We start from the raw sequence: 26,663 nt of genomic DNA, 5'->3' as shown, positions 1-26,663 counted from the left end.
GTCCCGAAACGCCCGCGGACACCGTCGCGGATCCGGGGCCGCGGGCATCCGCGAGCCGCTCACCTCGAGCGAGCGGCTGCCGCGCTCCGTCCCGGAGGCCGTCGCATCGACTCCATCGGGTACCGCGTGGCCCGGTGGGCATGGGGTGACACGCCTGGCTGTCAGGCAAGGCGTGTCACCGGGCAGGCAATATGGTGCAATGCCGCATATTTGATCTCTTCACAGGAGGGGCGCCATGGCGGGCAAGCCCAGCATTGTCTTCGCCCACGGACTCTGGGCGGACGGGTCGTGCTTCAACAAGCTCATCCCCACGCTCCAGGCCGAAGGGCACGAGGTCTTCTCCTCGCAGCACGGCCTCGACTCGCTCGAAAGCGACGTCGCGTGCGTCGACTTCACGCTCAACCACGTGCCCGGCCCGATCGTGCTGGTCGGCCACTCCTACGGCGGGACCCTGATCACCAAAGCGGGCACCCACGACCGTGTCGGCGCCCTGGTGTACATCGCCGCGCTCGCCCCGGACGAGGACGAGACGTCGCAGCAACAGCTGGACAAGTTCCCCCGCACGCCCATCTTCGAGCACGTGGAGGTCGTTGACGGCCGTGTGTGGCTGAAGGCCTCGGGCGTCCCGGACTTCTGCGGCGACCTCCCGGAAGCGGAGCAGAAACTGGTCCTGGCGACGGGCGCCGTACCAGCGGCGGACCTCTTCGACCAGCAGGTTCCCGGCACCGCCTGGCGGACCAGGCCGAGCTGGTTCATCGTCGCCAACAACGACCGGACCGTACCCCCCGACCTGGAGCGGTCCGCCGCCGAGCGCATGGGCGCCCAGGTCCGTGCCGTGGACAGCAGCCACGTTCCCATGCTCTCGCATCCTGACCTCGTCCTTGAGGTGATCCGTGAGGCCGCGGAGTCCCTTGACGCCTAGAGGCTGTCCCGTAGCCGGTGTGGTGGCAGGCCCTGTCGCGGTTGAGGAACCGGAAGGGCCTGCGGGGCTGCCGGCGCAAGGGCACAGCACGGTTCGGTGGATCAGCAGCGGTGGCCGGGCCAGTGCGGGTCCTCCCAACGATCGTCGCCGGTGAGGCCGAGCAGCCGTATGCGGTGGAGCAGTTCCCCTGATACGCCGTAGGCCCTGAGCCGCGCAGGGGCATTGCGGACCAGCCAGGCGGTCAGCTCGGTGCGTGTCTCTTCCTCGTTCTCCCAGGAGTCCCAGGGGAGTTGGTCGCCGAGCAGGTCGCACTCCCACTTTGCCACCGCCTCGGCCAGGTGGTCGTCGGCCGGGTGGTCGGTCAGCGTTTCCCATGTGGTGAGCCACGGGGTGAGCGTGGCAGCTGCCTCGGTGACCAATGCCAGGACCTCGTACGCGGGTACCGCGGGATCGGGATCGGTGAGCGTGTCGGCCCACCAGGCGTGCAGGAAGTCCCTGACCGCTTCGGCCTGGACGGTGGGCCACTGCTGCCAATGCCCGATAGCGAACGAGCGGCCGGCCTCCTCCAAGCCGAAGAGCGGCTCGACGGAGCCTTTGACGAGGGCCGTGGCGAACTGGGGCAGGATCCGGCGCAGTACGGATGCGTGGTCGCTCCAGTCGGGGGCCTGCCAGGTGCGGCGCAGGAGGTCGGGGTCCAGCTCCGTATCCGGAACCTTGAGCTGCGCGAGTTCTTCGGCGCTGCCCCAGTGGCACTCGCAGTTGTGCTCGTCCGGGTGGGCCGTCATCCCGCCGAAGGCGACGGCCAGGCCGTCAAGCGCGGTGGCGAGGCGAAGTCGTACGGGGGGCTGGGCGGGGTGCGTCATGACGTTCGCATTCAGGGACTCCGGGAGCTTCTGCCATCCGAAGATCGCCAACTTACCCGGGTGGTTCTCAGTCCGCCATCGACATGACGCATCCCGGCTCCCTCCGACGCCTGTGATCGCGCGGGAGAAGCCCACGACCTTCGGATCGGCTCACCCCGCCCGGGCCCGGGGCCGACGAGGGTCCAGGAAGGCGGCCGGCCCTCTGGGTAAGTGGTGTGAGCTGTAGCCAACAGCTCGGGGTGTGACCATGATCGGTGCTTCGGCAGCCGCCTCCAGCAGATGAGGCCCTAGGCCAATGAGGCGTAGGCGTTGCGGAGTTCGGTTCGGTGTTCCCAGCGGACGGCGAGGCGCTTGAACTGGTCGAGCAGGGCAAGGGTCTGCTCGACGCGCTTGTCGCCGAGCAGCGAGTCGGGGCGGTGGCGTGGCCGGTCGGGCCGGTCGGTCACAGGCGGGATGGCGTCGACCAGAGCGAGGGCCTGGGTGACGTCATTGACGTTGGCGGCGGTGGTGATGACCCGGTCGCGACAGGCTCCAGGGTCGGTGCCCTCGCGCCGCAGGGCCGTGATCAGCTCGGCGAACTGACGCGGGCTCAGCCCGGTATACGGGGCTGTCCAGGAGGGTTCCGACGCCGAGATCACACCAGACGCGGCGAGATGATCTCTCGCGGCCAGTGGCTGCCGGGCAGCCCTCCCCATGCCGCTCTGTATCGCAACGTGCTTCGGCTTTCGCTGGTAGGTCTGGTCTGTGCGCGCGGTGTTCCAGATCGTCAGGGCAGTGATGAAGCAGAAGAACGCGACGACGATGAACCCCGTGCCCAGGAACCAGTACCAAGCCCGCACGCTTCCGCCCCCTGATCAAAGGTCTCGCGGAGGCTGTCGAAGCGGTACTACGTCCGGGAGGACCAAGCGCCGCCCGGGACCCGTGACAAAGGCCTGGAGTCATCTGGCGTCGGCAGTTACGGGACGTCACTTGGGACGCGTATCGAGTCGTGATCTAGTGGCGCAACAGCCAACGCCAGCGGGGCTGTTCGAGTGCGACCGACGTCGCGGCCGGCGCGGCCGCGACGGCCGCCGCCCACATGGGCCACGCGAACCACGGCGCCAGCGCCGCGGCGGCCACTTCGAGGAGCACGAGCAGGAGCATCGCCGCGCCGGGGATCGCCACCGGCGGGTCGAAGGGGCGGTCGCCGGGTGTCCCGACGACGGCCGGCAGCGCGATCAGCAGGACCAGCGCGGTGATCGCGACCGCCCAGCCGACCCGGTGCAGTGCCCACGGGGTGGCCGTCCAGCCGATCAGTTCGGTCAGGAACAGCAGCCCGGAGGCGGCGTTGGTGCGGTTCGGGGAGTCGGCGGCCTGGGTCATGATCTCTCCCCGGCGTGGAGCGGCACGGTGTCGGGCCCGCCGACGGCGGCCTCGGCCCGCATGCCGTTGACGAGCGTGTCGACGACGAACCGGTAGCTGTCGGCGGGGTCGCGCCCCATCTGGAAGGCGTCGTCGTTTTCGAGGCCGACGAAGCCGTGTATGACGGTGCGCAGGGCCCGGACCGCGTCGATGGCGCGCTCGTCGGTCAGCCCGAAGCCGGCGACCGCGTCGAACAGGATCTGCACCGCGTCGTGGGCCACGGCCTGGTACTCCTCGTCCTCGGGACGCGGGGCACGGATGCTGGCGGCGTACCGGCCGGGGTGGTCGAGGGCCCACTTCCGGTATGTCTCGGTGATCGCGCGGACCGCGTCCGGACCGGACCGGCCCACGGCGGCACGGGTCAGGACGGCGCCGATGTCGCGGACGGCCTGGAGGCCGACGCCCCGCTGGAGGGCGTCCAGCGAATCGACGTGCTTGTACAGCGACGGTGTCCGCACGCCGACCCGTTCGGCCAGCAGGCCCATGGTCAGGCCGGCGAAACCGACCTCGTCGGCGAGTTCCGACGCGGCCGCGATGACCGTGGCCCGGTCGAGTCCGGCCCTAGGCACGGGCCGTCTCCAGGAACGAGCGCACCAGGCCGACCACTGCCGACGGGAACTGGACCTGCGGGTAGTGGCCCGCCCCCGGGAGCATCTCGAGCCGGCCGACGCCGGTCGGAAGCGCGGCCACGATGGCCTCGCCCTCGGCCTTCGGGTCGCCCCAGTCGGGATCCAGGGTGCCCATGACGACCAGGACCGGGCAGCGCACGTTGCCGAGTTGGGCACCGGCGTCGGCGGCGCTGTTCATCTGCTTCTGCAGGGCCTTCATCCGGCCCGGTTCGTGCAGCATCGCGTCGGTGCGATCGAGGCTCGCGGCCCAGTCCGCCGGGCGCGGCTCCGGGGTCGCGATCTCCAGGTACTTCCGCCACTGCTTGTGGCTGCCGAGCAGGGCGACGGCCGAGATCGCCGTCGCGCCCCTGCGGTAGCGGGACACGCCCAGGGCGCTCAGCGAGTACTCCACCTTGCGGGTGAACGGCGCCAGTTCGACGACGGCGCTCACGAGTGCCGGTGCCTTGGCGGCGGCGATCGTCGCGGCACCGCCGGAGATGGAGTGGCCGACCAGCACCGCGGGACCGCCGAGGTGCTCGATCAGGGCGATCAGGTCGCCGGCGATGTCGGTGCGGGTGTAGGACGCCCACGTCGCGGTCGACTCGCCGCTGCCGCGCAGGTCCATGGCCGCGACCCGGTAACCGGCGGCCACCAGCTCCGGGACCATGAACCGATAGGCGTCGCGGCTCTGTCCGATCCCGTGCGCAAGCACGATCAGCGGACCGGAGCCGGTCACCTCGTAGGCGAGGGTGCCGCCTTCCACGTTCAGGAACTCAGTCATGCCGACCTCCATGGCTAACGTTGATAGCCAGAAAGCTACTCGCATTAGCCAAGCGGGGTCAAGGCCGGTACGCGAGGGTCCAGGGCAAGCCTGCGGTCTGCTGCTTCGGCGGGCTCAGCCACCAGCTGTACGCCCACTCAGGCCCGCTGCCGCGCCGCACCTGTCCGGCGACGGTGGCCACGGGCAGCGAGGACGCCCAGCTTCACACCCCGCCGTTGCCAACGACGCAGGTGAGCGCGGGGACGGACCTGGGCACGGGCCCGAAGTCCGGCACTGTCGCATTCCGTTCATGCGGCTGTCCTCACTGGCTTGGTGCGGCCTCGTGTCGCACACGCTGGGCGATGGTCGGCCATGCGCAGAGGCGGTTGGCCGTCGAGTCGCGTGACCAGTCCGCTGACCGGGTGAACCGGAGCCGAGTCGTGCCCGCGGTACCTGCCGGGGCCGCTACGAAGATCACGTCATGTTCGTGATCTCCGGAAGGACCCGTCCGTGGACCTCTCTCGCACAGGTCGCAGGCTTGCTGCCGCGCTCTGCTCGCTCGCCGTTGTGCTGGCCCCGATCACCGCTCACGCGGCCGCGCCCGCCGGTGGCGCGCCCGCCGCGGCCAAGCAGGAGAAGCGGCTGAAGTCGTGGGGCAACAACCGCTCCGGGCAGCTCGGTGACGGTACCTGGACCGACTTCCGCACGACGGCGACCACGGTGCTGGGGCTGACGAGCGCCGAGGTGGTGAAGATCGCCGCGGGCGGCGGCGGTTCCGCCACCGGGCACGGACTGGCCCTGCTGACCGACCGGACCGTGCAGTCCTGGGGCGCCAACGGGTCGGGGCAGCTCGGCGACGGTTCGGTGTTCAGCCACAACGCGCCCGGTCAGGTCGTCAACCTCTCCAACGCCCGGGACATCGCCGCGGGCGGCTGGCACAGCCTCGCGCTGCTGGACGACCAGACCGTGGTGGCCTGGGGCCGCAACAACTACGGGCAGCTCGGCAACGGCACCAACAGCGACAGCAGCGTCCCGGTCCGGGTCGAGGGCCTGAACAAGGTGGTCGCGATCGCCGCGGGACTCAACCACAGCCTCGCACTGCGCGAGGACGGCACGGTGTGGGCCTGGGGCTACAACATCAACGGCCAGCTCGGCGACGGCACTTCCGCCAGCCGCAACGTCCCCGCCCCGGTCGGTGGCCTGACCGGCGTCACCCGGATCGCGGCCGGCTGCAACCACAACCTCGCCCTGGTCGGCAGGCCGGGCAGCAGCGGCGACGCGGTGAAGGCGTGGGGCTACAACGCCAACGGCCAGCTCGGTGACAACAGCACGATCAACCGCTACACCCCCGTCGACACCCGGGGCGGCTGGTCGGGCGGGGTCTCGCTGGTCGCGGCCGGCTGCAACCACAGCATGGCCGTGACCGACAGCGACAACGAGCTCAAGATGTGGGGCCAGAACACGTCCGGCCAGCTCGGCGACGGAACCACCGACCACCGGATCACCCCGGTCACCGTGCCGGGCCTGACGGGCGTCCAACTGGCGGCCGGCGGCCGGGAGCACACCATCGCCCTGATCGGCGACAACACGGTCCGCTCCTGGGGCGCCAACGGCTCCGGCCAGCTGGGCAACGGCACCACCACCGACAGCAGCACCCCGGTGACCACGCTGACGGCCCTGACCGGCGTCGACAAGATCGCAGCCCCGGTGGGCGGCGACTTCAGCCTCGCCAACTGAGCGGATTCCTCGACGGAAGCCGGCAGTCTCAGGCTCGCCACCCGGACGGGAGTTCGGCTCCGGCCGGGCGGCGGGCCGTGAGAGTGGCCACCCCGAAGTGGATCGCGGCGGTCGAGGGGCGAGAGGAACCTCGGCGCTTGATGACCTGCCGCCTGGCCCGGACCGCCTGCGGAACCTGGGGGTCTGGTCGTCGCCGTCAGAGAATTCGTCACGAGTGCAACCAATCCGCGTGGCCTGCAGGAACGGATTACGCCCGGACATGTCCCGACGGTGGAGGCCCTCGGTGAAAGAAGCAGTACATATCAGCACAGACCGCCCTGTGAGGCCCGACCTGCAGGAACTCGTGGGGCAGGTGGCTCTGGGGGACGAGGACGCGTTCGCCCACGTGTACGACATCGTGGCGGGCCCGGTGCTGGGCGTCGTGCGTGCCGTGCTGCGGGATCACGCGCAGTCGGAGGAGGTGGCGCAGGAGGTTCTGGTGGAGGTGTGGCGGACGGCACCCCACTACCGGCCCGATCGCGGGACGGCGGTCAACTGGATCCTCACGCTGGCGCACCGCCGGGCGGTGGACCGGGTGCGTTCGGTGGACGCCGCGATGCTCCGGGACCACAAGGCCGCGCTGCTCGACAAGGTGCCGGAGTACGACGAGGTGGCCGAGTATGTCGAGGCACGCCTGGAGCGCGAACAGGTGCGGCGCTGCCTGCGCACGTTGACCGAACTCCAGCGCCAGTCCGTCACTCTCGCCTATTACCGGGGCCTGACCTACCGCGAGGTCGCCGAGGCACTGGGGCTCCCGCTGGGGACCGTGAAGACCCGACTGCGCGACGGACTGATCCGGCTGCGCGACTGCCTGGGGGTGACCGCGTGACGACCATCGACCTGCACCGGCTGACAGGTGCGTACGCCCTGCATGCCCTGTCCGACCAGGAGAACGCCTCGTTCGAACGTCACCTCGTGGGCTGCGAGCCCTGCGCGCAGGAAACCGCCGAGCTGAGCGCGACCGCGGCCCGACTGGGGCTGGCCGTCGCCGCGCCCACCTCCCCGGCACTGCGCGAGCAGGTGCTGCGCCGGATCACCACCGTCCGCCAGGAGACACCCGGCACGCCCATCCGGGTCCTCCCGGCGCGGGCCGCGCTGAAGGCCCGGCTGCTGTCCCGGTGGGCGCTCGCCGCCTGCCTCGCCGCGGCTGCGGCGCTCGGCGGGACGACCGTGTGGCAGCACCAGCAGGCTACGGACGCCCGTGCCGAGGCACGCCAGGCATCCCGGGGTGCCGACGAGATCGCCGCCGTACTCGCGGCGCCGGACGCCCGGACGCGGGCCGCCGAACTGGCCGGAGGCGCCACCGGCACGGTCGTCGTCTCCCGCAGCCGGGACCGGGCCGTGTTCGTCGTCTCGGGAATGGCCCGTCCGCCCGGCGGCAAGGTCTACCAACTCTGGTTCAACGACGGTGGGACCATGCGGTCCGCCGGGCTGATGGACCCCGACCGCAGTGACCAGACCGTCCTGATGCAAGGCGGCGTCGACCGGGCGTCGGGCATGGGCCTCACCGTCGAACCCGACGGTGGCTCGAAGCAGCCCACCACCACGCCGCTCGCCTTGATGGCCTTTCCCGGCTGACGGTCACGACGATCGATCGTCGGGCCGTGCCGCCTCCCGCGGCCCGGCCACTGGAGGATCGCCGGGGCAGGGACCCGCTGCCGGACGGTGCCGTGTCCGTCCTGCCCGGCCGCGCTCCCGCGCCGACTCCCGGGCGACCGGTCGGCGCCGGAACCTGCCCGGTCTCCTCTCCGACGGCGACCGCGGTCAGGGGGATCGTCGTGGCGCAGTCGATGGCGACCGCACCTCCGCCCCCCTTGGGACCGGCCTCAGAGGAGCCCCGTGACCGTCACGGTGATCCGGGGCGGGGATGCGGCGGGGGCCAGGACACCCAGGCGACGTCCTACGGCGTCGCGGACACCGCGAGCCACGTCCACGGTCCGCGCCTGCCGGAGCGCCACGACGTGGATCTCGACGTGCCAGGGCCCCTCGCCGTCCGGTCGGGTCATCCGGACTCCTGCCGGGTTCGGCGCCGGCCGGGGCAGCGCGCTGCGCAGCCGATCGGCCAGGCCGGGCCGGAGGAAGGCCACCCCCGGCACACCCGTCACGGCGGTGGCGACTTCCTCGACGAGCGCGCCGTGCGGGGTCCTCGCGGTGTGCTCGGTCATGGCGTACTGCCTTCCCGGCCGTCGTCGGCCGTCGGGGGGAGGAGGTCGGTGACCCGGATGTGCACGGCCGCCACGGCCATGCCCAGGGCGCGGCCGGAGGCCTGCCCGACCTGTTCCCGCACCTGCGCGGTGAGGTCGGGCAGGGGGACGCCGGTCGGGGCGTGGATGTCGAGCCGGACCTCGACCGTGCCGTCCTCACGGACCTCGAGGAGGCGGCAGGAGCCGGCGCGGACGCCCGGTACGGTCTCGGCCGCGGCGCGCAGGGCGCGTGCCGCGACCGCTTCCATGATCCACAGGTCCTCGGCGGGTTCGCCCAGCGGCAGGGGGCGGCCCGGACGCAGTTCGAGGCGGACGACGTCCATGATCCGTCGGGTCAGCGACTCGGCGTCGTACGAGCCGGTGTCCGCCGTCTCCGTGCGCAACCCGCGTACCGCGGAATCCAGTTCGTCGAGCCCGCGCACCGCCTCCCGGCAGTGCGGGCAGGTTCGCCGGTGGGCGTCGTCGGACTGGTCCTCCCAGTCGGCCCACACTCGGGACAACAACCGTCCGCAGGGCAGGAGTTCGTCGTCGTCCTCGTGGGCGGACGTGCCGTGCGGCGGATCGGTCCGGTCGGTCATCGCCAGGCCCCCAGCGCTTGTGTCAGACAACGGCGTGCGCGGAAGACACGGGCGCGGACGGCCTCCTGGCTGATGCCCACCGCTTCCGCGACGAACTCGTACGAGTGGCCGTCCAGTTCCCGCAGCACCCAGCAGGCCCGCTGTTCCGCCGAGAGCAGGTCGAGGGCCTCGCGCAGTTCACGCACCGCGTCCCGGCCCTCGGTGATCCGGGCCGGGGACGTGCTGTGCTCGGCCGCGGCCACCTCCGCGACCGCCTCCAGCGGGGCCGTGGGCCTGCGGGAACGCAGCACGTTCAGACAGCGGTTGGTGACGATCCGGTACATCCAGGTGCCGAAGGAGGAACGTCCCCGGAACTCGGGCAGCCGCCGCCAGGCGCTGAGGAAGGCGTCCTGGACCGCGTCCTCCGCCTCGGTCCGGGTGCCGAGCAGACGCGTGGCGAGCTGGGTCAGCGACGGCGCGTGCCGCTGCACGAGCACGGCGAACGCGTCCTCGTCACCCTCCGCGGCACGGACCGCCAGCAGGGCGTCGTCCGTGCCGGGCCGGGCGTCCGGTGGTGCGCCGCCGGGTGGTGCGCTCGGTGTGCGGGCCCCCGCCACTGGGCGGCTCCTCTCGTCCGGTCTTCCGAAAGTCGGTCTTCTCAGGGGTTGGACACCGCGGCGCGGTCCCCGTTACGCGGGACTTCGGGCCGCGAGGGCCCGGCGGATGCCGACGACCGCCGTCATATTCGACGACCGGCCAAATGAATGGACTTTTATAGGTGATCCGTAGCCGGAGCGGGCGCGGATTGGTGGGAAAAGGAAATTCATCCGATCGTGGGTGCGACCAATCCGGCGGGGTTTCAGAACCGGATTCCCCACGTGACCGAGAACGAGAAGAATCCCCGCCGCCGGCCCGGTCCGGTGCGGCTGCTGCTGGGTGCGCTCAGCGGTGCGCTGGCCGGGTGTGCGGCGCTCGCGGTCGCCGAGGCCGTGGCGGGTGCGGTCCGCCCGCAGGCCGGTCCCGTGGTCGCCGTCGGCGGCGCCGCGATCGACCGCACGCCCGCCGCGGTCAAGGACTGGGCGATCCGGAATTTCGGCACCGACGACAAACTGGTTCTCCAGCTGGGAATTCTCGCCGTCCTTGCGCTTTTCGCGGTGTCCCTGGGAATGGCCGGACTGCGGTTCCGCCGCACGGCGGCGGCCGGTGTGCTGCTGTTCGGGGCCGTGGGAGCGCTCGCGGCGACCGGAAGGCCCGACTCGACCGGCGTCACGGATGCGCTCCCCTCGGTGGCCGGGGCCGTCGGCGGAGCCGTACTCCTGTATGTGCTCACGGGCCGCCTCGAACACCGCACGGAGTCCCACGCGCCGCCGACGGTCCCGTCCGGCGGGGACTGGGACCGCCGCGGCTTCGTGATCGCGGCGAGCACGGCGGCCGTGGCCTCGGCGGGAGCCGGTCTGCTGGGCCGGTCCCTGACCGGGGCCGGCGGCCGGGACGCGGTCGCCTCCCGGGGGAACGTGGTGCTGCCCGCGCCCGCGTCCCCCGCCCCCGCCGTGCCGAAGGGCGCGGGCCCGCGGATCCCCGGTCTCAGCCCCTTCGTCACGCCCAACGCGGCCTTCTACCGCGTCGACACGGCCCTCGTGGTGCCCAAGGTGGACGCGACGACCTGGAAGCTGCGGATCCACGGCAAGGGCGTCACCCGCCCGGTCACGCTCTCCTACGACGATCTCCTGCGGCGTGACCTGGTCGAGCGGGACATCACGCTCACCTGTGTCTCCAACGAGGTCGGCGGCCCCTACGTCGGCAACGCCCGCTGGATCGGCGTACGCCTGGCCGACCTGCTGGCCGAGTGCGGGGTGAAGCCGCCTTCTAAGGGCGGCCCCGCCGACCAGCTGGTGGCCCGTTCGGTGGACGGCATGACGATCGGCAGCCCGGTCGAGGACGTGATGGACGGTCGCGAGGCCCTCCTCGCCCTCGGCATGAACGGCGAACCCCTGCCCTTCGCGCACGGCTTCCCGGTCCGCATGGTGGTGCCCGGCCTGTACGGCTTCGTCTCCGCCTGCAAGTGGATCAAGGACATCGAGCTCACCACGTTCGACTCCTACGACCCCTACTGGGTCAAGCGTGGCTGGGCCCGCAGGGCGCCCATCAAGACGGAGTCGCGCATCGACACACCGAAGCCGTTCGCCCGGCCCGGGGCGGGCACGGTGATGGTCGCCGGCGTCGCCTGGGCCCAGCACCGCGGCATCGACAAGGTCGAGATCCGCGTGGACGACGGCCGCTGGCAGGAGGCCCGGCTCGCCGCCGAGGACACGGCCGACACCTGGCGCCAGTGGACCTTCCCCTGGCAGGCCACCAAGGGCGGCCACACCCTCACCGTCCGGGCCACCGACCGCACCGGCGTGGTGCAGACCGAGAAACGCACCCGCACCATCCCCGACGGCGCCAGCGGATGGCACTCCGTGGTTGTGACCGTCGACTGACCCCCCAAACCGCTTTTCCCTTCCCCGTGTCGAGGCAGCTCAGGCTGCGCCAACCAACAGGAGAAACACCATGAACACCCGTATCCGCCGTACCGCCGTGACCCTGGCCGCCGCAGCCGTCCTGCCCCTCGCCCTGAGCGCCTGCTCCGACAGCGGCTCCGACTCCACCAACGCGGACTCCTCGTCGAAGTCGTCGGCGTCGGCCTCCGCCTCGGACGACAGCATGGCCGGCTCCGGCAGCACCACCTCGGCGGACCAGCCCTTCGGGACGGCCTGTTCGGCGGTGCCGAAGACCGGCGCCGGTTCCTTCGACGGCATGGCCCAGGACCCGGTCGCCACCGCCGCCTCCAACAACCCGGCCCTGTCCACGCTGGTGGCCGCGGTGAAGAAGGCCGGGCTGGTCGACACCCTCAACAACGCCCAGAACATCACTGTGTTCGCGCCGACCAACGACGCCTTCGCGAAGATCCCCAAGGCCACCCTGGACAAGGTCCTCAACGACAAGGCCCAGCTCACGAAGATCCTCACCTACCACGTCGTCGGCCAGAAGCTCGCCCCGAAGGACCTGGAGAAGGGCTCCTTCGAGACCCTGGAGAAGTCGAAGGTGACGACCTCCGGTTCCGGCGAGTCCTACACCGTCAACGACTCCGCCAAGGTGGTCTGCGGCAACGTCCAGACCGCCAACGCCACCGTCTACATCATCGACAGCGTTCTGATGCCCACCAGCTGACGCAGCGTGATCGGCGGGGTGCCACATGTGTGGCACCCCGCCGATTTGTTTCCGGCCCCGCGTCACAGACGCGCCCGGGCCGGGTCTGACGAAGCAAGAGCCCATCGAGGACAAAGCCGAGAGGAACCCGCGATGACCACGCAGACCGCACCCGCCGCCAAGGACCTGTCCACCCCGCAGACCGGCAGGCCGCCCCACACCACGGCCGTGTCCGGCGGCACGGCCGGGGCCGACCAGCCCGCGCCCGACCGGGGCCGTACCTCGATCGCCGACGTCGTCGTCGTGAAGGTGGCGGGCATCGCGGCCCGGGAGATCCCGGGCGTGCACGACATGGGCGGCGGTCTCTCCCGCACCATCGGCGCCGTACGCGACCGCGTGCCCGGCGGCCGTGCCAACGTGGGACGCGGGGTGAAGGTGGAGGTGGGCGAGCGGCAGACGGCCGTCGACCTGGACCTGGTCGTCGAGTACGGCGTCTCCGTCATGGACGTGGCCCGGGACGTGCGGGAGAACGTGGTCGACGCGGTGGAGCGGATCACCGGCCTGGAGGTCGTCGAGGTCAACATCATCGTCAACGACGTCCACCTGCCCGACGAGGACGACCCCGAGAACACCACCGGGTCCCGCGTGGAGTGACGGTGCCAGGGCACGGGGTAAACGGGGAGTCTTACGGGGTGAGAGGCAGAGGGACATGAGTACACCAGTGGTGGGAATGGCCGCGGGCATGGCGCTGGCGTTCGCGGGCTTCTTCGGCGGGTTCGGCGCCTGCCTGCTCGTGGCCGCACTCGGCGGCCTGGGCTGGGCGCTGGGCCGGTGGATCGAGGGCGGCGCCGGCGTCCAGGACGTACGGGACGCGTTCGAGCGGAGCCGCCGATGACGGCCGCGGCCGAGCGGGGCACCACCACCGTCTCGGAACGGGCCGTGCGCCGGATCGCCGAGCGGGCGGTCACCGAGGCGCTCCCCCGACGGGGCGCCTCCCGGGCGACCGGGGCCGCGGCGTCCGTGCGCGGCGGGCGGGCGGAGCTGTCCCTCGGGATCACGCTGCCCTACCCGGCTCCCCTTGCCGACACCGTGCGGGAGGTCCAGCGCCATGTCACCTCGCGCACCGGGCAGTTGACGGGGCTGGACGTGGCGTCCACGCGGGTCACGGTCACCTCGCTGGCCGCGCCCCGGGCACCGGCGTCCCCCGCCGCTCCGCAGGGCGACGAGGGCCGTACGCCCCGCCGTCGGTGGTCCCAGCGCCGGGTCCCCGTCGCCGTGCTCACGGCGCCGGCCGCCGCGTCCTGCGGTGCTCTCGCCTTCGACATGCTCCAGGTGCACACCGCTCACCGGGCGGCCGCGCCCTGGCGGGTCGGGGCCGTGGACCGGCTGTCGGGTCACGGCCCCGGGGATCCGGCCGTGGTCGCCGTCGGCGCGCTGGCCGCCCTGCTCGGTGTCTGGCTGATCCTGCTCGCGGTGACCCCGGGCCGGCGCCACCAGTGCACGGTCCGGGTCCCCGCGGCCCGCGTGGAGGCGGCGGTGGACCGTTCCGCGGTGCAGTCGCTGGTCCGTCACGCGGTGGCGGACGTGGCGGGGATCGGAGCGGTACGCGTACGGGTGCGCAGGCGCCGCGTCACCGTCCGGGCCGGTCTCTGCTTCGGCGACCGGGCGAACACCCGGGACGCCGTCACCTCCGCCGCCCGAGCCGCCCTGACCGCCTGCAACCTGCGTCGCGTCCCCCGACTGCGGGCCGTCGTCGTCCCGGAGCCGGTCTGGCGCCCGTCTCTGCAGCCGGTGCGGGAGGCATCCTGTGATCCCACGCCTGACCGGCCCGATCCGGTATCCGCCCGCACCCCGGAAGGTGACACATGATGGGGCGTGCCCGGACGACCGCCAACCGGACCGTCCTCGCCGTCGCCGGGCTCGCACTGCTCCTGGCGGGCGCATGGCTCATGGCCGGCGGCCCCCTCCAGGGGCGGCTGCCGTCGTGGTGGCCGACCGCGGGCACGGGCACCGTCCTGCCGGACCGCACCCGCCTGGCACGGCTCCGTGCCGAAAGCTGGTGGACCCCCACCGTCCTGGCCGCGACGATCGCCCTGACCGCGCTCCTCGCGTACTGGTCCCTCACACAGCTCCGCACGGGCCCGACCCGGCACCTGGCCCTGCCCTCTCCCGGCTCCACGGTCCGTCCCCAGGCCCTCGCACAGGCCCTGACCACACGCGCCGCGACCGTACCCGGGGTCGCCCGCGCCCGTGCCCGCGTACTGCCCCGCCGCCGGCGACGCCTCGACGTCGGCCTGCGGGTCTGGCTGCACCCGGGCACGCCCCCGGACTCCGTCCTGCCCCCGCTCCACGCCGTGATCGCCGAGGCCGAGCGGGCGACCGCGCCGTACACCTCGTACACCCGGATCCGGCTGAGCACACCCTCGCACCGGAGGTCCCGTGTCCGCTGAAGCGTGGGCGGGCCGCCTGCGCCGGATCGGCCGGCTGCCCCGCCCGCCCGCGGCCTGGTGGCCCGCGCTGCGCCGCACACCCATGTCGCTGTGGCACGACGACGTCTCGGACTACGCGGCGGCCCTCACGTACTACGCGATCCTGGCGGTGCTGCCCGCGATGCTGGTCACCGTGCTGGCGTTCGGCATGATCAGCCCGGAGACGGCCGAGGACTTCGTCACCCACGTGACGGCCTACGCGCCCGCCGAGTCCGGTGCTCCGCTGCACGACGTCCTGAGCAGGGAACTGGGCGCCGACCGGACGGCGTGGCCCCTGCTCGCGGCGGGGTCGGCCAGTGCCCTGTGGTCCGCCTCCGGTTACCTCGCCGTATTCCGACGGGCCCTGCACCGCATGCACCGTGTCGAGGACCGGCGCTCGACCTGGCGCAGAGGGCATCGGATCGTGCTCACCGCGCTCGGGCTGCTCGGCCTGCTGCTCGTCGGCTCGCTCACCCTGCTTCTGACGGGACCGCTCGCGGAGGCCGTCGGCCGGATCCTCGGCGTGGACACCACGGCGGCCTGGGCGTGGAGCCTGCTGCGCTGGCCGGTGCTGCTGTGCCTGGTCGCCCTGCTGGTCGTGGTCGTCTTCCACACCGGCCCCGCCCCGGCCCGTCGGCGCGAGCGCAGTCTGCCCGGCGGGATTCTGGCCGCCGCCCTGTGGCTGACGGTCTCCGCCGGATTCTCGGTGTACGCCGGGACGCTGAGCGCCTACAGCAGGCTGTACGGCTCCCTCGCGGGCGTGGTGGTCTTTCTGGTGTGGCTGTGGCTGTCGAACCTCGCCCTGCTCACCGGGGCGCAGTTCGCCGCGGAACTCGCGCCCCGTACTCAGAGCACGGGGAACGTGCCCGTGCCGTAGCACTCCTCGGGCAGCGGATCCGGTACGGCGTCGGGGTCGAGCAGGTGGGCGACGACGGCCGCGGTGGTCCGGTGCCAGAGGCGGTGGTGGCGCAGCATCGCGTGGTCGCCGCCGCCGATGACGGCCATCCCGGCGCGCGCGGCGGTGCCCTGTGCGCGGTGTACACAGTCGGCCGTCGCGGCGGGCGAGGTGACACGGTCCCGCGCGCCGTGCAGGGCCACGATGTGCCGGCCCGCCGTCTGCGCGACCGGCTCGCCCGGCGGCCACCATGGCGCGAGCGCGAGGACGCCCGTGACCCGCGGGTGCCCGGCGGCGTGCAGGGCGGCCCGGCCGCCCATGGAGTGGCCGAGCAGCACGGTGGGGACGGGGCCCACCAGCGCGGTGAGGTCGTCCAGGGCCCGCAGGGTGTCCCGCCCGGCGTCGGCGCGGGTGCCGTTCCAGCCGCGCCGACGGTAACGCACCCGGGCGACCAGGACGTCCTCGTGGGGCAGCGCGGCGGTCACGGCCCGCAGGACCGGGTCCATCCGCAGGGCGGCGAGCTGCCGGGGGCTGGTGGGAGTGTCGCTCGTCTCCTGCCCGCCGTGCAGGACGAGTACGGCGGCCCGGGGCAGTGACGGATACCGTCGGGGCAGCAGGACCGCGGGCTCCGGAAGGGACTCGGTGTCGTCCCGCGGCACGAACGGCAGCTCCTTGCCGCCGTGAGCCGCACTCATGCGTCCTCCCTCGACCGGCCCGTCACCGTCGCCCCCGGTTTGTGCCCCGCTTCGGCGGCCGGGGGAAGAAACCGCTGGTGCGGGCCCGGTACTCGGCGTAGCCGGGCCGGTCGGCCATGTGTCGTTCCAGCAGCCGCTTTCCGCTGCCCCGGGTCAGCAGCAGACTCATCACCAGCGGCGACACGAAGGACACGGCGACCGCCGCCGGGGAGTCGCAGACGAGCAGGAACAGACCCCACCAGACACAGAAGTCGCCGAAGTAGTTGGGGTGCCGGGTCCACGCCCACAGCCCCCGGTCCATGATCTGTCCGCGATGGGCGGGATCGGCCTTGAACCGGGCCAGCTGGGCGTCGCCGACCGCCTCGAAACCCACCCCGACCGCCCACAGGGCGACTCCGGCCCAGGTCACGAACGACGGCCGGCCGGGCACGCACTGCGCCGCCTGCACGGGCAGGGACACCAGCCACACCAGGGCGCCCTGGAGCAGGTAGACCATGCGCAGGGCATACGCGTTGCGGTTGCCGGGCGCCTTCGCGAGCATCGCCTCGTAGCGCGGATCCTCCCCGTGGCCCCGGCCCCGGCGGGCGATGTGCACCGCCAGGCGCAGCCCCCAGACCGCCGTCAGCACGGTCGCCAGCAGCCGCCGTACGGGATCACCGTGCCCGGCGGACGCCGCGAAGGTCACGGCCGCCACCGCCGTGAAGCCGAGCCCCCAGGCGACGTCCACGATCCGGTGCAGGCCCGCGCGGACCGCGACGGCGAAGGTGACGAGCATGACCGCCAGGGCCGCGCCTGCCGCCCAGGCCAGGCCGAGCGCGAACACGCTCCAGGGGAAGGTGTTCACAGGTCCTCGTACCAGGCGCTCGAGGTGGCCGGCATACCGGCCGCACCACCGGGTCCCGGCCGTACGGCGAGGATCTGGTCGACGCCCATCCGGCCCTCCTCGAACGCCAGTGCCCCGCCGACCAGATAGAGCCGCCAGACCCGTGCCGTCTCCTCACCGACCAGCCGTGCGAACGTGTCCCAGCGCTCCTCCAGGGTGCGGTGCCAGGCGGTGACGGTGCGAACGTAGTGCTCGCGCAGCGACTCCGTGTGCCGGACCTCCAGACCGGCCTCCTCCAGCAGGACCACGCTCTCGCCGAGGGGCCGCATGTGCATGTCGGGGGCGATGTACGCCTCGATGAACGCCCCGCCGCCCGGGGCGCCCGGGCCCCGCGACATCTGCTGCACCAGCACCCGCCCGCACGGCCGGACGAGCCGGTGCAGGGCGGCGGAGAAGGCGGGATACCCGGCGTCGCCGACGTGCTCGCCCATCTCCACCGTGGAGACGGCGTCGTATCCGCCGCCCTGGATGTCCCGGTAGTCCTGGCAGAACACCTCCACCAGCTCGGTGAGCCCGCGCTCGCGCACCTGGTCGCGCACGTAGGCCGCCTGTTCCCGTGCCAGGGTGACGGCGGTGACCTGTGCCCCGTGCCGTTCGGCCGCGTGCAGAGTGAGCGAGCCCCAGCCGCAGCCGATGTCCAGCAGCCGAGCACCGGGCTCCAGGGCCAGCTTGCGGCAGATCAGCTCCAGTTTGGCCCGCTGGGCGTCGACGGCGGTGAAGCCGGGCTCGTCGCTCGCCCAGTAGCCGCAGGAATAGGCCATGGTCTCGTCGAGGAGGAGGCCGTAGAAGTCGTTGGACAGGTCGTAGTGGTGGCTGATGGCGGCCCGGTCGCGGGCCCGGCTGTGCAGGCCGCCGCGCAGCCGGGCCTGGGAGGCGGGCGCGGGCGGCGGGGGCCCCACGACACCGAGGCGTACGGCGGTGACGAGCGCGCGGGCCCGGTCGGCGGACGTCAACCGGGGCGGGCGCAGACCCCGCTCCCGCTGGGCCGCCCACATCGTCCGCAGCCCCTCGGCGAGGTCGCCCTCGACATCGAGTTCGCCGGTGACGTACGCCTGCGCGAGGCCCAACTCGCCGGGCTGCCACAGCAGTCGGCGCAGCGCGCGTCGGGAGCGCACCACCACGACGGGTGCGCCGGCCGGGCCGGTCTCGCTGCCGTCCCAGGCGCGCAGGCGGAGCGGCAGGGGGCCGCCGAGCGCGTCCTCGACGAGGGCGGTGAGCAAGCGGGCGGCACCGGGCCGGGCGATGGTGTTCATCGGGCGGGATTCTCCTTGTTCTCCCTGGTGAACAGGTACTGCTGGACATCGAGGTAGCCGGAGCGGAACCCCGCCTCGGAGTAGGCCAGGTAGAAGGTCCACAGGCGGCGGAAGGTCTCGTCGAAACCGAGGGCCCCGACCTCGTCGGCGCGTTCGGTGAACCGCTCCCGCCACAGGCGCAGGGTCTCGGCGTAGTGGGCGCCGAAGGCGTCGCGGCGGGACAGGTGCAGCCGGGTGTGGTCGCGGGCGGTGTCCTCGATCGCCTCGGTGGAGGGGATGAGGCCGCCGGGGAAGACGTACTTGTGGATCCAGGTGAAGGTGTCACGGGAGGCGAGCATCCGCTCGTGGGGCATGGTGATCGCCTGGAGCGCCACCCGGCCGCCCGGGGCGAGCCGTTCGTCGAGGGTGCGGAAGTAGTCCGGCCAGAACTCCGCGCCGACCGCCTCGATCATCTCCACGCTGACGACGGCGTCGTACTCCCCGCCCGCCTCCCGGTAGTCGCACAGCTCGATCGAGACGCGGCCCTCGGCTCCCGCCGCGCGCACGCGATCCAGAGCCAGGGCCCGCTGCTCCGCGGAGAGGGTGAGCGAGGTGACGCGGGCGCCTCGGGCCGCCGCGCGCAGGGCCAGCTCGCCCCAGCCGGTGCCGATCTCCAGCAGCCGGGTGCCCTCAGCGACGCCGGCGAGGTCGAGCAGCCGGTCGATCTTGCGGTGCTGGGCGGCCGCCATGCGATCCCAACTCGCCGGAAAACCACGGAAGACGGCCGAGGAGTAGCTGAGCGTGTCGTCGAGGAACAGCGCGAACAGGTCGTTGGAGAGGTCGTAGTGGCGGCTGATGTTGGCGCGGGAGCCGTCGGGGGTGTTGCGCTCCTCGTGCGGGTGTCGCAGGGCCCACAGACGGCGCAGGCGTTGCAGCGGGGCCGGGATCAGGTCGGCCGCGTGTCCGGCGAGCACGGTGAGGGCGGCGACCAGGTCGGGGGCGTCCCATTCGCCGGCCATGTAGGACTCGCCGAACCCGACCAGACCGGCCGTGCCGATCCGGGCGTGGAAGGCCGCCGGGTCGTGCACCTCCAGGAGCGGGCCGCCCGCGCCGATGTCGTCACGGCCGGCGAACCGGGCCCGCAGCGGAAGTCCGCTCAGGGCCCGGCGGACCAGCGCGGCGGTCACGGCGGTACGCGGCCACGAGGAGGCGGGTACGGCGGCCACGGCCGGCCAACGGGCAGCGTGGGCAGCTGCGTCGGCGTGCGCCTCGGCCGGCCCGGCGAAGGTTTCGGCGGACGCGTCGGCCGGCACGCCGGCAGGGATCTGAGCGGGCACGTCGACCTGCACGTCAGCGGGGGTTTCGGCGGGCGCGGCGGCGCTTCGGGGCTCGGCAGTTCTCATGTCACGTTCTCCGGGGCGCGGTGGTCGTCGGTTCGGGGCTGGACGGGCAGGCCCCGCAGGTAGAGGCGGATGCCGTGGAAGCGGATCGCGGCCGACACGGCGAGGGTGGACCACGGGTGGCGCAGGGCCAGCCGCAGCAGGTTCGGGACGGTCACCGCGCGGCGGATGCCGTGGACGGTGGCCGTCAGGGCGCGGCCGTCCTCGCGGTCCAGGTGCAGAGTCAGGTCGAGCCGGGGTCCCGGACGCGGCAGCCGCATGCGGTAGCGACCGTCGACGGGGAAGAACGGCGAGACGTAGAACTCCTTGTCGGCGTGGGCCGTCCCGGTCCCGTCCGGGTGCAGCAGGTAGCTGTGGCGGCCGCCGTAGGTGTTGTGGACCTCGGCGACCACGCAGCGCGGGTCGCCGTCGGGGCCGTGGCACCAGTAGAGAGTGAGTGGGTTGAACACGTACCCGAACACCCGGGCGTGGGTGAGCATCACCACCGGACCGCCCTCCAGAGAGACCCCGTGTCCGGCGAGGAAGGCGTCGAGGCCCGCGCGGATGGACCGCTGGTCGCCGGTGAAGTGGTCGCGGGGATCGAACCGGGCCAACGGCCGCAGGGGGAGCGGCAGTCGGGGCGGGCGGTCGGGGTCGATGAGCCACATGTACGTGCGGTGGCGCAGCACGTACCGCCGAGGGGTCGTGCGCACATGGCGGATCGTGCAGGCGTACAGGGCGGCGCTCACCAGTGTGCTCCCAACGCCGCCGCTGCCTCGACACCCGACCGGCAGCCGTCCTCGTGGAACCCCCAGCCGTGATAGGCGCCGGCGAACACACAGACGGGGCCGACCAGTTCGGGGAGCTGCCGCTGGGCGGCCACCGACTCGGGTGTGTAGACGGGGTGTTCGTAGACCATGCGGGCCAGTACCCGGCCGGGGTCGACGCGGTCCTCGCCGCCCAGGGTGACCACGAACGTCTCGGCGGCGTCGAGGCGTTGCAGCCGGTTCATGTCGTAGCTGACCCGCACACGGTCGGCGCCCGCCGTACAGGACGGCATGAGGTAGTTCCAGGAGGCCCGGGCGCCGCGGGTGCGGGGCAGCAGCCGGGTGTCGGTGTGCAGGAGGGTGGTGTTGCGCGAGTAGCGGAACGCGCCGAGCACCTCCCGCTCCCGGTCGGTCGGATCGGCGAGCAGCCGCAGCGCCTGGTCCGGGTGGACCGCGATCACCACGGAGTCGTACGACTCGGTGCTGCCGTCGGCGGCGGTCACCTCGGCATGGGCCGCGTGGCGGCGCACGGCCCGGACGGGGGTGCCGGTGCGGACCTCGCCGACGTGCTTGGCGATCCGGTCGACGTACTCGCGGGAACCGCCGGTGACCGTGCGCCACACCGGTGAGCCGCCGACCGACAGCATCCCGTGGTGCTCCAGGAAGCGGAAGAGATAGGCGGCCGGGTAGCGCTGGGCGGTGACGGCGTCGCAGGACCACACGGCCGACACCACCGGCGTCATGAAGTGGGCGCGGAAGTAGGCCGAGAAGCCCTCCCGGTCCAGGAACTCGCCCAAGGTGAGGTCCAGTTGCTCCTCGGAGGCGAGCAGCTTCCGGGCCGCCCGGTGAAAGGCGGGCACCTCGGCGAGCAGCCGCAGGTACGACGGGCGCAGGACGCTGCGGGGCCGGGCGAGCAGTCCGGCGGGGCCGCGGGCTCCGGCGTACTCCAGGCCGCATCCCTCGCACCGCACCGACATGCTCATCTCCGACTCCTGGGTGGCGACACCCAGCTCGTCGAACAGACGCAGCAGATGCGGATAGGTGCGGCGGTTGTGCACGATGAACCCGGAGTCCACGCGGTGCACCCGCCCGTCGTACGACGAGGTCAGCTCATGGGTGTGCGCGTGCCCGCCGAGCCGGTCGTCGGCCTCGTACAGGGTGACGTGGCAGGTCCGGCCCAGGATGTACGCGGCGGTCAGCCCCGCCACGCCAGAGCCCACCACCGCTGTCCGCCTCATCCTCATTCCTCCCACGCTCGCGATCAGGTCCACGTGTAATCCGGAGCAGGTCGCGCCGCGGATTGGCGAGGGAGCGGATCAGATACCGAGAAGCCGCACGGGCACGGTCGGCGAGCCGCGGGGCCAAGGGGCAGGGGCGTACGGGACTGCAGGGGCGTACGGGACTCGATCACTCGGTGCCAGGCTCCCCGCCCACGCCCCAGGCCGTCACGGCTCCGGCAATGGACCTCCGCGGGCGAGCATCCGTCTTGACCGGCTGCGAGTCGATCACCGCGGCAGTCGGCTCCGCATCCCCCAAGATCGGAACGACAGCAAGTGCCTTGATCCTCAAGGTTCATGAGGCATTCACAGCGCGCTCGTCCTCGCTGGGCAGCATCGCCTCCCCGACTCGGAGGTATGCGTGAACACGCGAAGATCGACCAGTCGTGCGGCCCTGATCCTGTCCATCGTGGTGGCACTGTTCGTCGGCCTGATATCCCCGGCGACGGCGGACGACCGAGGGCTCACCGCGGACCTCGTGCTCACCCTCAACGCCACGGACCTCGGCATAGATCCCGACGTCATGCGGGAGGTCGTACCGGAGATACAGGCAGACATCGCGGACCACGGCGGCCTCGGCAACGCTCTCAGGGCGGCCATGAACGAAGAGGTGGGCAGCACAGTCATCGACACCTCGCAGTGGTCGAACTTCGACGGCTCCGTGGCGATGACCGCCGACGATGCCGGCATGGCCTTCACCATCCCGGCCGGCGAGGTCACCACCGCGGGCTGGTGGACGCAGATCGCCGCCGCACTGATCGGCTGGACCTCGGGATACGGGCTCAGGATGTTGTGCATGGGCTTCTTCGGGGCCCTCGGGTTGGCTGCCGCGACGATTCCGCTGATCTGCACCCCTCTCCAGGGTGTCGTCACCGGCAGCGTGACCCCACTCGTGTATCACGCGTTGAACAAGACCCTGGACACCCCGAAGGCGATGCGGGACATCATCATCGGAGGGCTGCTCGGCCTCTCCGGGGGAATCCTGTGGGAGAAGTACCTCTCGCCGTGGGCGAAGGCCAATCTCGCCAGGCACATCAAGGACCTCGGTACCTGGATCAGGGGCAAAGTGCCTTGGATCAACAACTGGCTCGGGGCTTCGGCCGGCGAAGGGATCGACCAACTCGGCCAGGAACTCGAGGAACTGACGAACCTGATCGACGAGGCGACGAGGGACTGGGGAGGGCTGCGCACGGTTCGCCTGCTGCCGGTGGGCGACTCGATCACGTACGGCATCGGGTCCTCGGACGGCAACGGTTACCGGGGCGACCTCTGGAACGACCTGGACCAGCAGCAACTGGACCCGGACTTCGTGGGACAGGTGAAGTCGGGAACCATGTCCGACCCGGACAACGAGGGCAACCGGGGCGCGGTAATCAACGAGATCGCGGGTCCGGCGGCAGCGGACGCGCAGTCGATGCGCCCGAACGTCGTGACGTTGATGGCCGGGACGAACGACATCCAGAAGGACCATGAGGTGGCGACCGCGCCCGACCGGCTGAGCGCTCTGATCGACAGGGTGCAGGCAGGCTCGCCCGGGGTGGCGATCGCGGTGGCGACGCTGGTGCCGGTGAAGAACGACGCACCGGCGGAAGCCCGGCGCGAGGCATACAACGAGCAGGTGCGGGCCCTCGTGTCGGAGCGTCAGAACGAGGGTGAGAAGGTCGAGTTGGCCGAGATGGGCCCGATGACCGACGCCATGCTCGACGACCGTCTGCACCCGAACGACATCGGCTACGACTTCATGGCCGACGAGTTCTTCGATGCGGTCATGACGATGGTCTACAAGGGCTGGGTGAACGAGCCCGCGGCAGTGGACTCCGGCAACGGGAATCCGAGCAGCGGGATGTGCACGGCCGTCCCCGGTGGGGGCTGGCAGGAGCTGGGCCGGATCGCGAAGGGTTCGATCAATCCGGACAGTTCCAGTGCCGGGGTGCAGGGTGATGTCCGGCTGGCGGACTTCGACGGCAATGGCAAAACCGACTACGCGATCGTCACCGACACGGGCGCCGTGTACCTGTGGACGAAGATCACGGGTGGTTGGGTGAACCGCGGGAAGATCGCCGACGGCAACGGCGAGGCCGGCCGGGGATCCCAGGTCCGGTTTGCCGACATCGACGGCGATCACGACGCCGACTACCTGGTCGTGCACAGCGACGGGTCGGTCGAGGCATGGCGCAACGACGACGTGTGGATCAACGGTGGCAGTGCCTGGCACGCGGAGGGCGTCATCGCCGAGGGCACCGGAACGGGCGGCGGCACGGACATCCACTTCGCGGACATCGACGGCGACCTCGACGACGACTACCTGGTGGTCCACGACGACGGGTCGATCGACGCATGGATCAACAACGACGTCTTCGCCGCGGGCCACAGCGCCTGGACGAAGCTCGGACGGATCTCGGGCGGTGTCGGATACCCCGGCGAGAAGGTGCGCCTGACCGACCTGGACGGTGACCTGAAGTCCGACTACCTCATCGTGCACAGCGACGGGTCGACCGAGGCCTGGCTCAACAAGACCGTGGCCAAGGACCTGCGAGAGGGCTGGAAGTCGATCGGGAAGATCGCCGCGGGCACCGGCACCGGCGGTGAGGCGGTGCAGTTCGCCGACGCCGACGCCGACCGGGACGCCGACTACTTCGTGATCGGCTCCGCCGGCACCGCGACCTGGTGGCAGAACGACGCCGTGGCCACCCGCTCGGACAAGGAGAACGGCTTCAAGGAAGTGGGCGTCTACGGCGACCACAAGCTCGACGCCTCGAACAACGCGAGGAGCGTGACCTTCGCCGACCTCGACGGCGACGGAGACGACGACTACCTCCTCGTCGGCCCCAAGGGCGAAGTCGAGGCCTGGCGCAACGACGACGTCGCGCCGCGCGGCACGAACGCCTGGATCAAGATCGGCAGAGTCGCCGACGGTGTCTCCCCGGGCAAGAACGAACGTGTCGTGTTCGCCGACTACAACGGCGACGGACGCGACGACTACCTCGTCGTCGACGACACCGACGGCCGGGTGCGGGGCTGGCGCAACGACCGCCCCTTCACGAACGGCATCACCGCCTGGACCAACGTCGGCGTCATCGCCGCGGGCCCCTCCACCGCACCCGAACACGAGGTCCAGTTCGCCGACCTCGACGGCGACGGTGACGACGACTACCTCCTGGTCGCCTTCGACCACTCCGTCACCGCCTGGAAGAACAACGGCACCAACGCACCCGGCGGGGGCGGCTGGGCCGCACAGGGCCTCCTCGCCCAGCCCCAGGAAGCCGCCGTCACCCAGAAGACCGTGTTCGCCGACATGAACTGCGACAAGCTCGCCGACTACGTCCTGCGCGATCCCGGCGAGAACAACGCGCTCTACGGCTGGACGAACCTCGGCGGCTTCGCCAACCAGTGGACCGCCAAGAAGAAGGTCGCCTACGGCGTCGCCATGAGCTTCCCCGTGGAGATCCACCTCGCCGACCTCGACGGCGACGGACTCGACGACTACCTCGTCGTGGCCCCCACCAACGGCGCCACCCGCGCCTGGCTCAACAACGGAGGCAACCAGGCCACTCCATAACGCAAAACCGCCCGGTGGGAACGACCCCTGACAACACCGTTCCCACCGGGCGAGGCGGGTCTGCCCTCCGCAGACGGCGACGACCTGGCCCTTGCGGGATGGGTGGCGGGATGGGTATCCGCGTGGTCGCACGGGAGTACACGGTGGACAATGCCGCGGCCTTTCCGGTACCGCTTCGCGCGGCGGCCGGCCGGGTCGTCAGGTCAGGCGGCGTGCGAATTGCGCTGGTGTCGCATGGTATTGCTTCTTGAAAGCGCGGATGAAGTGGCTGCTGTCGGTGAAATGCCAGAGCGCGGCGGCCTCGGAGACGCTGAGCCGTGATCCGGAGGCGGTGAGCGCCTCGGCGGCCTCTTCCAGGCGTCGGCGGCGGATGTAGGCGCTGAACGACTCGTCCAGACTCGCGAAGGCCCGCTGCAGGGTGCGTACCGACACGTGCAGTTGCGCGGCTATCGCGGTAGGCGACAACCCGGCGTCGGTGAGCCGGGCATCGGCCAGGTCCTTGGCCGCTTGAGCGAGGGCCGGGGTGAAGGTGGGCTCGCGGTCGTCGAAGTGGTCGAGGATCAGCCCTCTGGCGAGTTCGAGCAGGGCGTTGCGGGACGCGTGCGCTCCCGCCGGGCTGAGGCCGCTCACGGTCCGCTGCACCATGCTGGTGTGCGCCATGAGGATCTGCGCCGCGGGCGAGGCGGCCTGACCGGCGCGTGGTTTCCCCGCGACCAAGGGCCGCAGAGCATCGCCGGGAAAAATGAAGATGCGGGTGCCGATCACGGGCGTGGTGCGGAAGTGGTTCTCCGCCACGACATGGTGCATGAAATAGGTGCCGGCCGAGACGTACGCGTCACCGCCCTGATCGTGCGGATCCTGCAGGGCCACCGCGCCGCGCAGCCCGACGTACAGCCTGATCTCATCGTGCTCGTACCTGCCGACCGCCCGGGTGCTCACGGGCGAGGAGCCCCAGAGCTCGTTGACGGCGGTGTCTTCCAGGGCCACCGAGCGCATCGTTCCCTGGAAGCCGTCGACCGTGGAAGCACTGAATTCCGGCAGTGGGTACTGGTCTCCCATGCGCTCGTTCCAGGTCTCGATGAACGGCTCCCACGTTCTCCGGCCGGTACCGGTGGAGTCGGCGTCGACGGTGAACGTGCCCACCTTGTCGCCCGGGCCATGCAAACGCGGCCTGCTCGTCATGTCTCCTCCGCCCCGATGAGGATGTCGCCTGGATCCCATCCTGCGT

Annotated in this window: 27 protein-coding genes; 12 read left to right on the top strand and 15 right to left on the bottom strand. The window is 71.7% G+C overall.

Going from position 1 to position 26,663, the window contains the following annotated elements; translation table 11 throughout:
* Positions 1–235: 235 nt before the first annotated feature.
* Entirely contained in the window at positions 236–922 is a 687-nt protein-coding gene (locus ACGF5O_RS08240; RefSeq protein ID WP_393809102.1) for an alpha/beta fold hydrolase, read from the top strand.
* A gap of 101 nt (positions 923–1,023) precedes the next feature.
* On the opposite strand, the gene ACGF5O_RS08235 is transcribed toward ACGF5O_RS08240, so the two are convergent.
* The 5 genes from ACGF5O_RS08235 to ACGF5O_RS08215 form a co-directional block, all read right to left on the bottom strand.
* Positions 1,024–1,785 (bottom strand): hypothetical protein, encoded by a 762-nt coding sequence (locus tag ACGF5O_RS08235; RefSeq protein WP_393809101.1) that lies wholly within the window; start codon positions 1,783–1,785, stop codon positions 1,024–1,026.
* Between the two features lie 287 nt (positions 1,786–2,072).
* A complete protein-coding gene (locus ACGF5O_RS08230) occupies positions 2,073–2,624 on the bottom strand; it encodes a hypothetical protein (protein WP_393809580.1) in 552 nt (183 codons plus the stop codon).
* 154 nt (positions 2,625–2,778) lie between these two features.
* A complete protein-coding gene (locus tag ACGF5O_RS08225) occupies positions 2,779–3,147 on the bottom strand; it encodes a hypothetical protein (protein WP_393809100.1) in 369 nt (122 codons plus the stop codon).
* Positions 3,144–3,755, bottom strand: a complete 612-nt coding sequence (locus ACGF5O_RS08220; RefSeq protein ID WP_393809099.1) for a TetR/AcrR family transcriptional regulator — start codon at positions 3,753–3,755, stop codon at positions 3,144–3,146. The genes ACGF5O_RS08225 and ACGF5O_RS08220 overlap by 4 nt, the downstream gene beginning before the upstream one ends.
* Positions 3,748–4,575 (bottom strand): alpha/beta fold hydrolase, encoded by an 828-nt coding sequence (locus tag ACGF5O_RS08215; RefSeq protein ID WP_393809098.1) that lies wholly within the window; start codon positions 4,573–4,575, stop codon positions 3,748–3,750. Before ACGF5O_RS08215 ends, ACGF5O_RS08220 begins: the two co-directional genes overlap by 8 nt.
* A 489-nt stretch (positions 4,576–5,064) precedes the next feature.
* On the opposite strand from ACGF5O_RS08215, the gene ACGF5O_RS08210 reads away from it, so the two are divergent.
* The 3 genes from ACGF5O_RS08210 (at position 5,065) to ACGF5O_RS08200 (ending at position 7,908) form a co-directional block, all read left to right on the top strand.
* Positions 5,065–6,291 (top strand): RCC1 domain-containing protein, encoded by a 1,227-nt coding sequence (locus ACGF5O_RS08210; protein WP_393809097.1) that lies wholly within the window; start codon positions 5,065–5,067, stop codon positions 6,289–6,291.
* 283 nt (positions 6,292–6,574) lie between these two features.
* Positions 6,575–7,159: a sigma-70 family RNA polymerase sigma factor gene (locus ACGF5O_RS08205; protein WP_393809096.1), complete on the top strand. Its 585-nt coding sequence runs from the start codon at positions 6,575–6,577 to the stop codon at positions 7,157–7,159.
* Positions 7,156–7,908 carry an anti-sigma factor domain-containing protein gene (locus tag ACGF5O_RS08200; RefSeq protein WP_393809095.1) on the top strand — a complete coding sequence of 251 codons (753 nt, stop codon included), beginning with the start codon at positions 7,156–7,158 and terminating at the stop codon, positions 7,906–7,908. Before ACGF5O_RS08205 ends, ACGF5O_RS08200 begins: the two co-directional genes overlap by 4 nt.
* 248 nt (positions 7,909–8,156) lie before the next feature.
* On the opposite strand, the gene ACGF5O_RS08195 is transcribed toward ACGF5O_RS08200, so the two are convergent.
* The 3 genes from ACGF5O_RS08195 to ACGF5O_RS08185 are packed head-to-tail and all read right to left on the bottom strand — an operon-like array spanning position 8,157 to position 9,708.
* A complete protein-coding gene (locus tag ACGF5O_RS08195; RefSeq protein WP_393809094.1) occupies positions 8,157–8,495 on the bottom strand; it encodes a hypothetical protein in 339 nt (112 codons plus the stop codon).
* Positions 8,492–9,112: an Asp23/Gls24 family envelope stress response protein gene (locus ACGF5O_RS08190; RefSeq protein WP_393809093.1), complete on the bottom strand. Its 621-nt coding sequence runs from the start codon at positions 9,110–9,112 to the stop codon at positions 8,492–8,494. The genes ACGF5O_RS08195 and ACGF5O_RS08190 overlap by 4 nt, the downstream gene beginning before the upstream one ends.
* The gene (locus tag ACGF5O_RS08185; RefSeq protein WP_393809092.1) at positions 9,109–9,708 is read right to left on the bottom strand and encodes an RNA polymerase sigma factor; all 600 of its coding nucleotides are present in this window, start codon (positions 9,706–9,708) and stop codon (positions 9,109–9,111) included. The genes ACGF5O_RS08190 and ACGF5O_RS08185 overlap by 4 nt, the downstream gene beginning before the upstream one ends.
* Before the next feature lie 261 nt (positions 9,709–9,969).
* Between ACGF5O_RS08185 and ACGF5O_RS08180 the strand changes: the two genes are divergently transcribed.
* From ACGF5O_RS08180 to ACGF5O_RS08150, 7 genes are all read left to right on the top strand, one after another.
* Positions 9,970–11,571, top strand: a complete 1,602-nt coding sequence (locus ACGF5O_RS08180) for a sulfite oxidase (protein WP_393809091.1) — start codon at positions 9,970–9,972, stop codon at positions 11,569–11,571.
* Positions 11,572–11,641: 70 nt separating this feature from the next.
* Positions 11,642–12,301, top strand: a complete 660-nt coding sequence (locus tag ACGF5O_RS08175; RefSeq protein WP_393809090.1) for a fasciclin domain-containing protein — start codon at positions 11,642–11,644, stop codon at positions 12,299–12,301.
* A 132-nt stretch (positions 12,302–12,433) separates the two neighbouring features.
* Positions 12,434–12,934 (top strand): Asp23/Gls24 family envelope stress response protein, encoded by a 501-nt coding sequence (locus ACGF5O_RS08170; protein WP_393809089.1) that lies wholly within the window; start codon positions 12,434–12,436, stop codon positions 12,932–12,934.
* Between the two features lie 55 nt (positions 12,935–12,989).
* Positions 12,990–13,175 carry a hypothetical protein gene (locus ACGF5O_RS08165; protein ID WP_393809088.1) on the top strand — a complete coding sequence of 62 codons (186 nt, stop codon included), beginning with the start codon at positions 12,990–12,992 and terminating at the stop codon, positions 13,173–13,175.
* Positions 13,172–14,149 (top strand): DUF6286 domain-containing Asp23/Gls24 family envelope stress response protein, encoded by a 978-nt coding sequence (locus ACGF5O_RS08160; RefSeq protein WP_393809087.1) that lies wholly within the window; start codon positions 13,172–13,174, stop codon positions 14,147–14,149. The genes ACGF5O_RS08165 and ACGF5O_RS08160 overlap by 4 nt, the downstream gene beginning before the upstream one ends.
* The gene (locus ACGF5O_RS08155; protein WP_393809086.1) at positions 14,146–14,730 is read left to right on the top strand and encodes a hypothetical protein; all 585 of its coding nucleotides are present in this window, start codon (positions 14,146–14,148) and stop codon (positions 14,728–14,730) included. Before ACGF5O_RS08160 ends, ACGF5O_RS08155 begins: the two co-directional genes overlap by 4 nt.
* Positions 14,720–15,625 carry a YihY/virulence factor BrkB family protein gene (locus ACGF5O_RS08150; RefSeq protein WP_393809085.1) on the top strand — a complete coding sequence of 302 codons (906 nt, stop codon included), beginning with the start codon at positions 14,720–14,722 and terminating at the stop codon, positions 15,623–15,625. Before ACGF5O_RS08155 ends, ACGF5O_RS08150 begins: the two co-directional genes overlap by 11 nt.
* Here the strand turns inward: ACGF5O_RS08150 and ACGF5O_RS08145 are convergent.
* From ACGF5O_RS08145 to ACGF5O_RS08120, 6 genes are read right to left on the bottom strand one after another with little or no spacing between them, the layout of a single operon-like run.
* Complete coding sequence (locus ACGF5O_RS08145) at positions 15,595–16,338, bottom strand: alpha/beta hydrolase (protein WP_393809084.1); 744 nt, start codon at positions 16,336–16,338, stop codon at positions 15,595–15,597. The two genes, ACGF5O_RS08150 and ACGF5O_RS08145, sit on opposite strands and share 31 nt — an antisense overlap.
* A 22-nt stretch (positions 16,339–16,360) precedes the next feature.
* A complete protein-coding gene (locus ACGF5O_RS08140; RefSeq protein ID WP_393809083.1) occupies positions 16,361–17,182 on the bottom strand; it encodes a DUF1295 domain-containing protein in 822 nt (273 codons plus the stop codon).
* On the bottom strand, positions 17,179–18,474 hold the full coding sequence (locus ACGF5O_RS08135; RefSeq protein ID WP_393809082.1) for a class I SAM-dependent methyltransferase: 1,296 nt from the start codon (positions 18,472–18,474) through the stop codon (positions 17,179–17,181). The genes ACGF5O_RS08140 and ACGF5O_RS08135 overlap by 4 nt, the downstream gene beginning before the upstream one ends.
* A complete protein-coding gene (locus ACGF5O_RS08130) occupies positions 18,471–19,856 on the bottom strand; it encodes a class I SAM-dependent methyltransferase (protein ID WP_393809081.1) in 1,386 nt (461 codons plus the stop codon). The genes ACGF5O_RS08135 and ACGF5O_RS08130 overlap by 4 nt, the downstream gene beginning before the upstream one ends.
* Positions 19,853–20,581 (bottom strand): DUF1365 domain-containing protein, encoded by a 729-nt coding sequence (locus ACGF5O_RS08125; protein ID WP_393809080.1) that lies wholly within the window; start codon positions 20,579–20,581, stop codon positions 19,853–19,855. The genes ACGF5O_RS08130 and ACGF5O_RS08125 overlap by 4 nt, the downstream gene beginning before the upstream one ends.
* Positions 20,578–21,837, bottom strand: a complete 1,260-nt coding sequence (locus ACGF5O_RS08120) for an NAD(P)/FAD-dependent oxidoreductase (protein WP_393809079.1) — start codon at positions 21,835–21,837, stop codon at positions 20,578–20,580. The genes ACGF5O_RS08125 and ACGF5O_RS08120 overlap by 4 nt, the downstream gene beginning before the upstream one ends.
* Positions 21,838–22,237: 400 nt before the next feature.
* Here ACGF5O_RS08120 and ACGF5O_RS08115 point away from each other — a divergent pair, with 400 nt between their 5' ends.
* On the top strand, positions 22,238–25,435 hold the full coding sequence (locus ACGF5O_RS08115) for an FG-GAP-like repeat-containing protein (protein WP_393809078.1): 3,198 nt from the start codon (positions 22,238–22,240) through the stop codon (positions 25,433–25,435).
* Between the two features lie 198 nt (positions 25,436–25,633).
* On the opposite strand, the gene ACGF5O_RS08110 is transcribed toward ACGF5O_RS08115, so the two are convergent.
* Positions 25,634–26,617: a helix-turn-helix domain-containing protein gene (locus tag ACGF5O_RS08110; RefSeq protein WP_393809077.1), complete on the bottom strand. Its 984-nt coding sequence runs from the start codon at positions 26,615–26,617 to the stop codon at positions 25,634–25,636.
* Positions 26,618–26,663: the final 46 nt, after the last annotated feature.

Source organism: Streptomyces sp. NPDC048291, from assembly GCF_043201715.1.
In the GTDB taxonomy this organism is placed as follows: Bacteria; Actinomycetota; Actinomycetes; order Streptomycetales; family Streptomycetaceae; genus Streptomyces.
The sequence above is the reverse complement of the archived record's forward strand: the minus strand, read 5'-3'. Positions and strand labels throughout refer to the sequence as shown.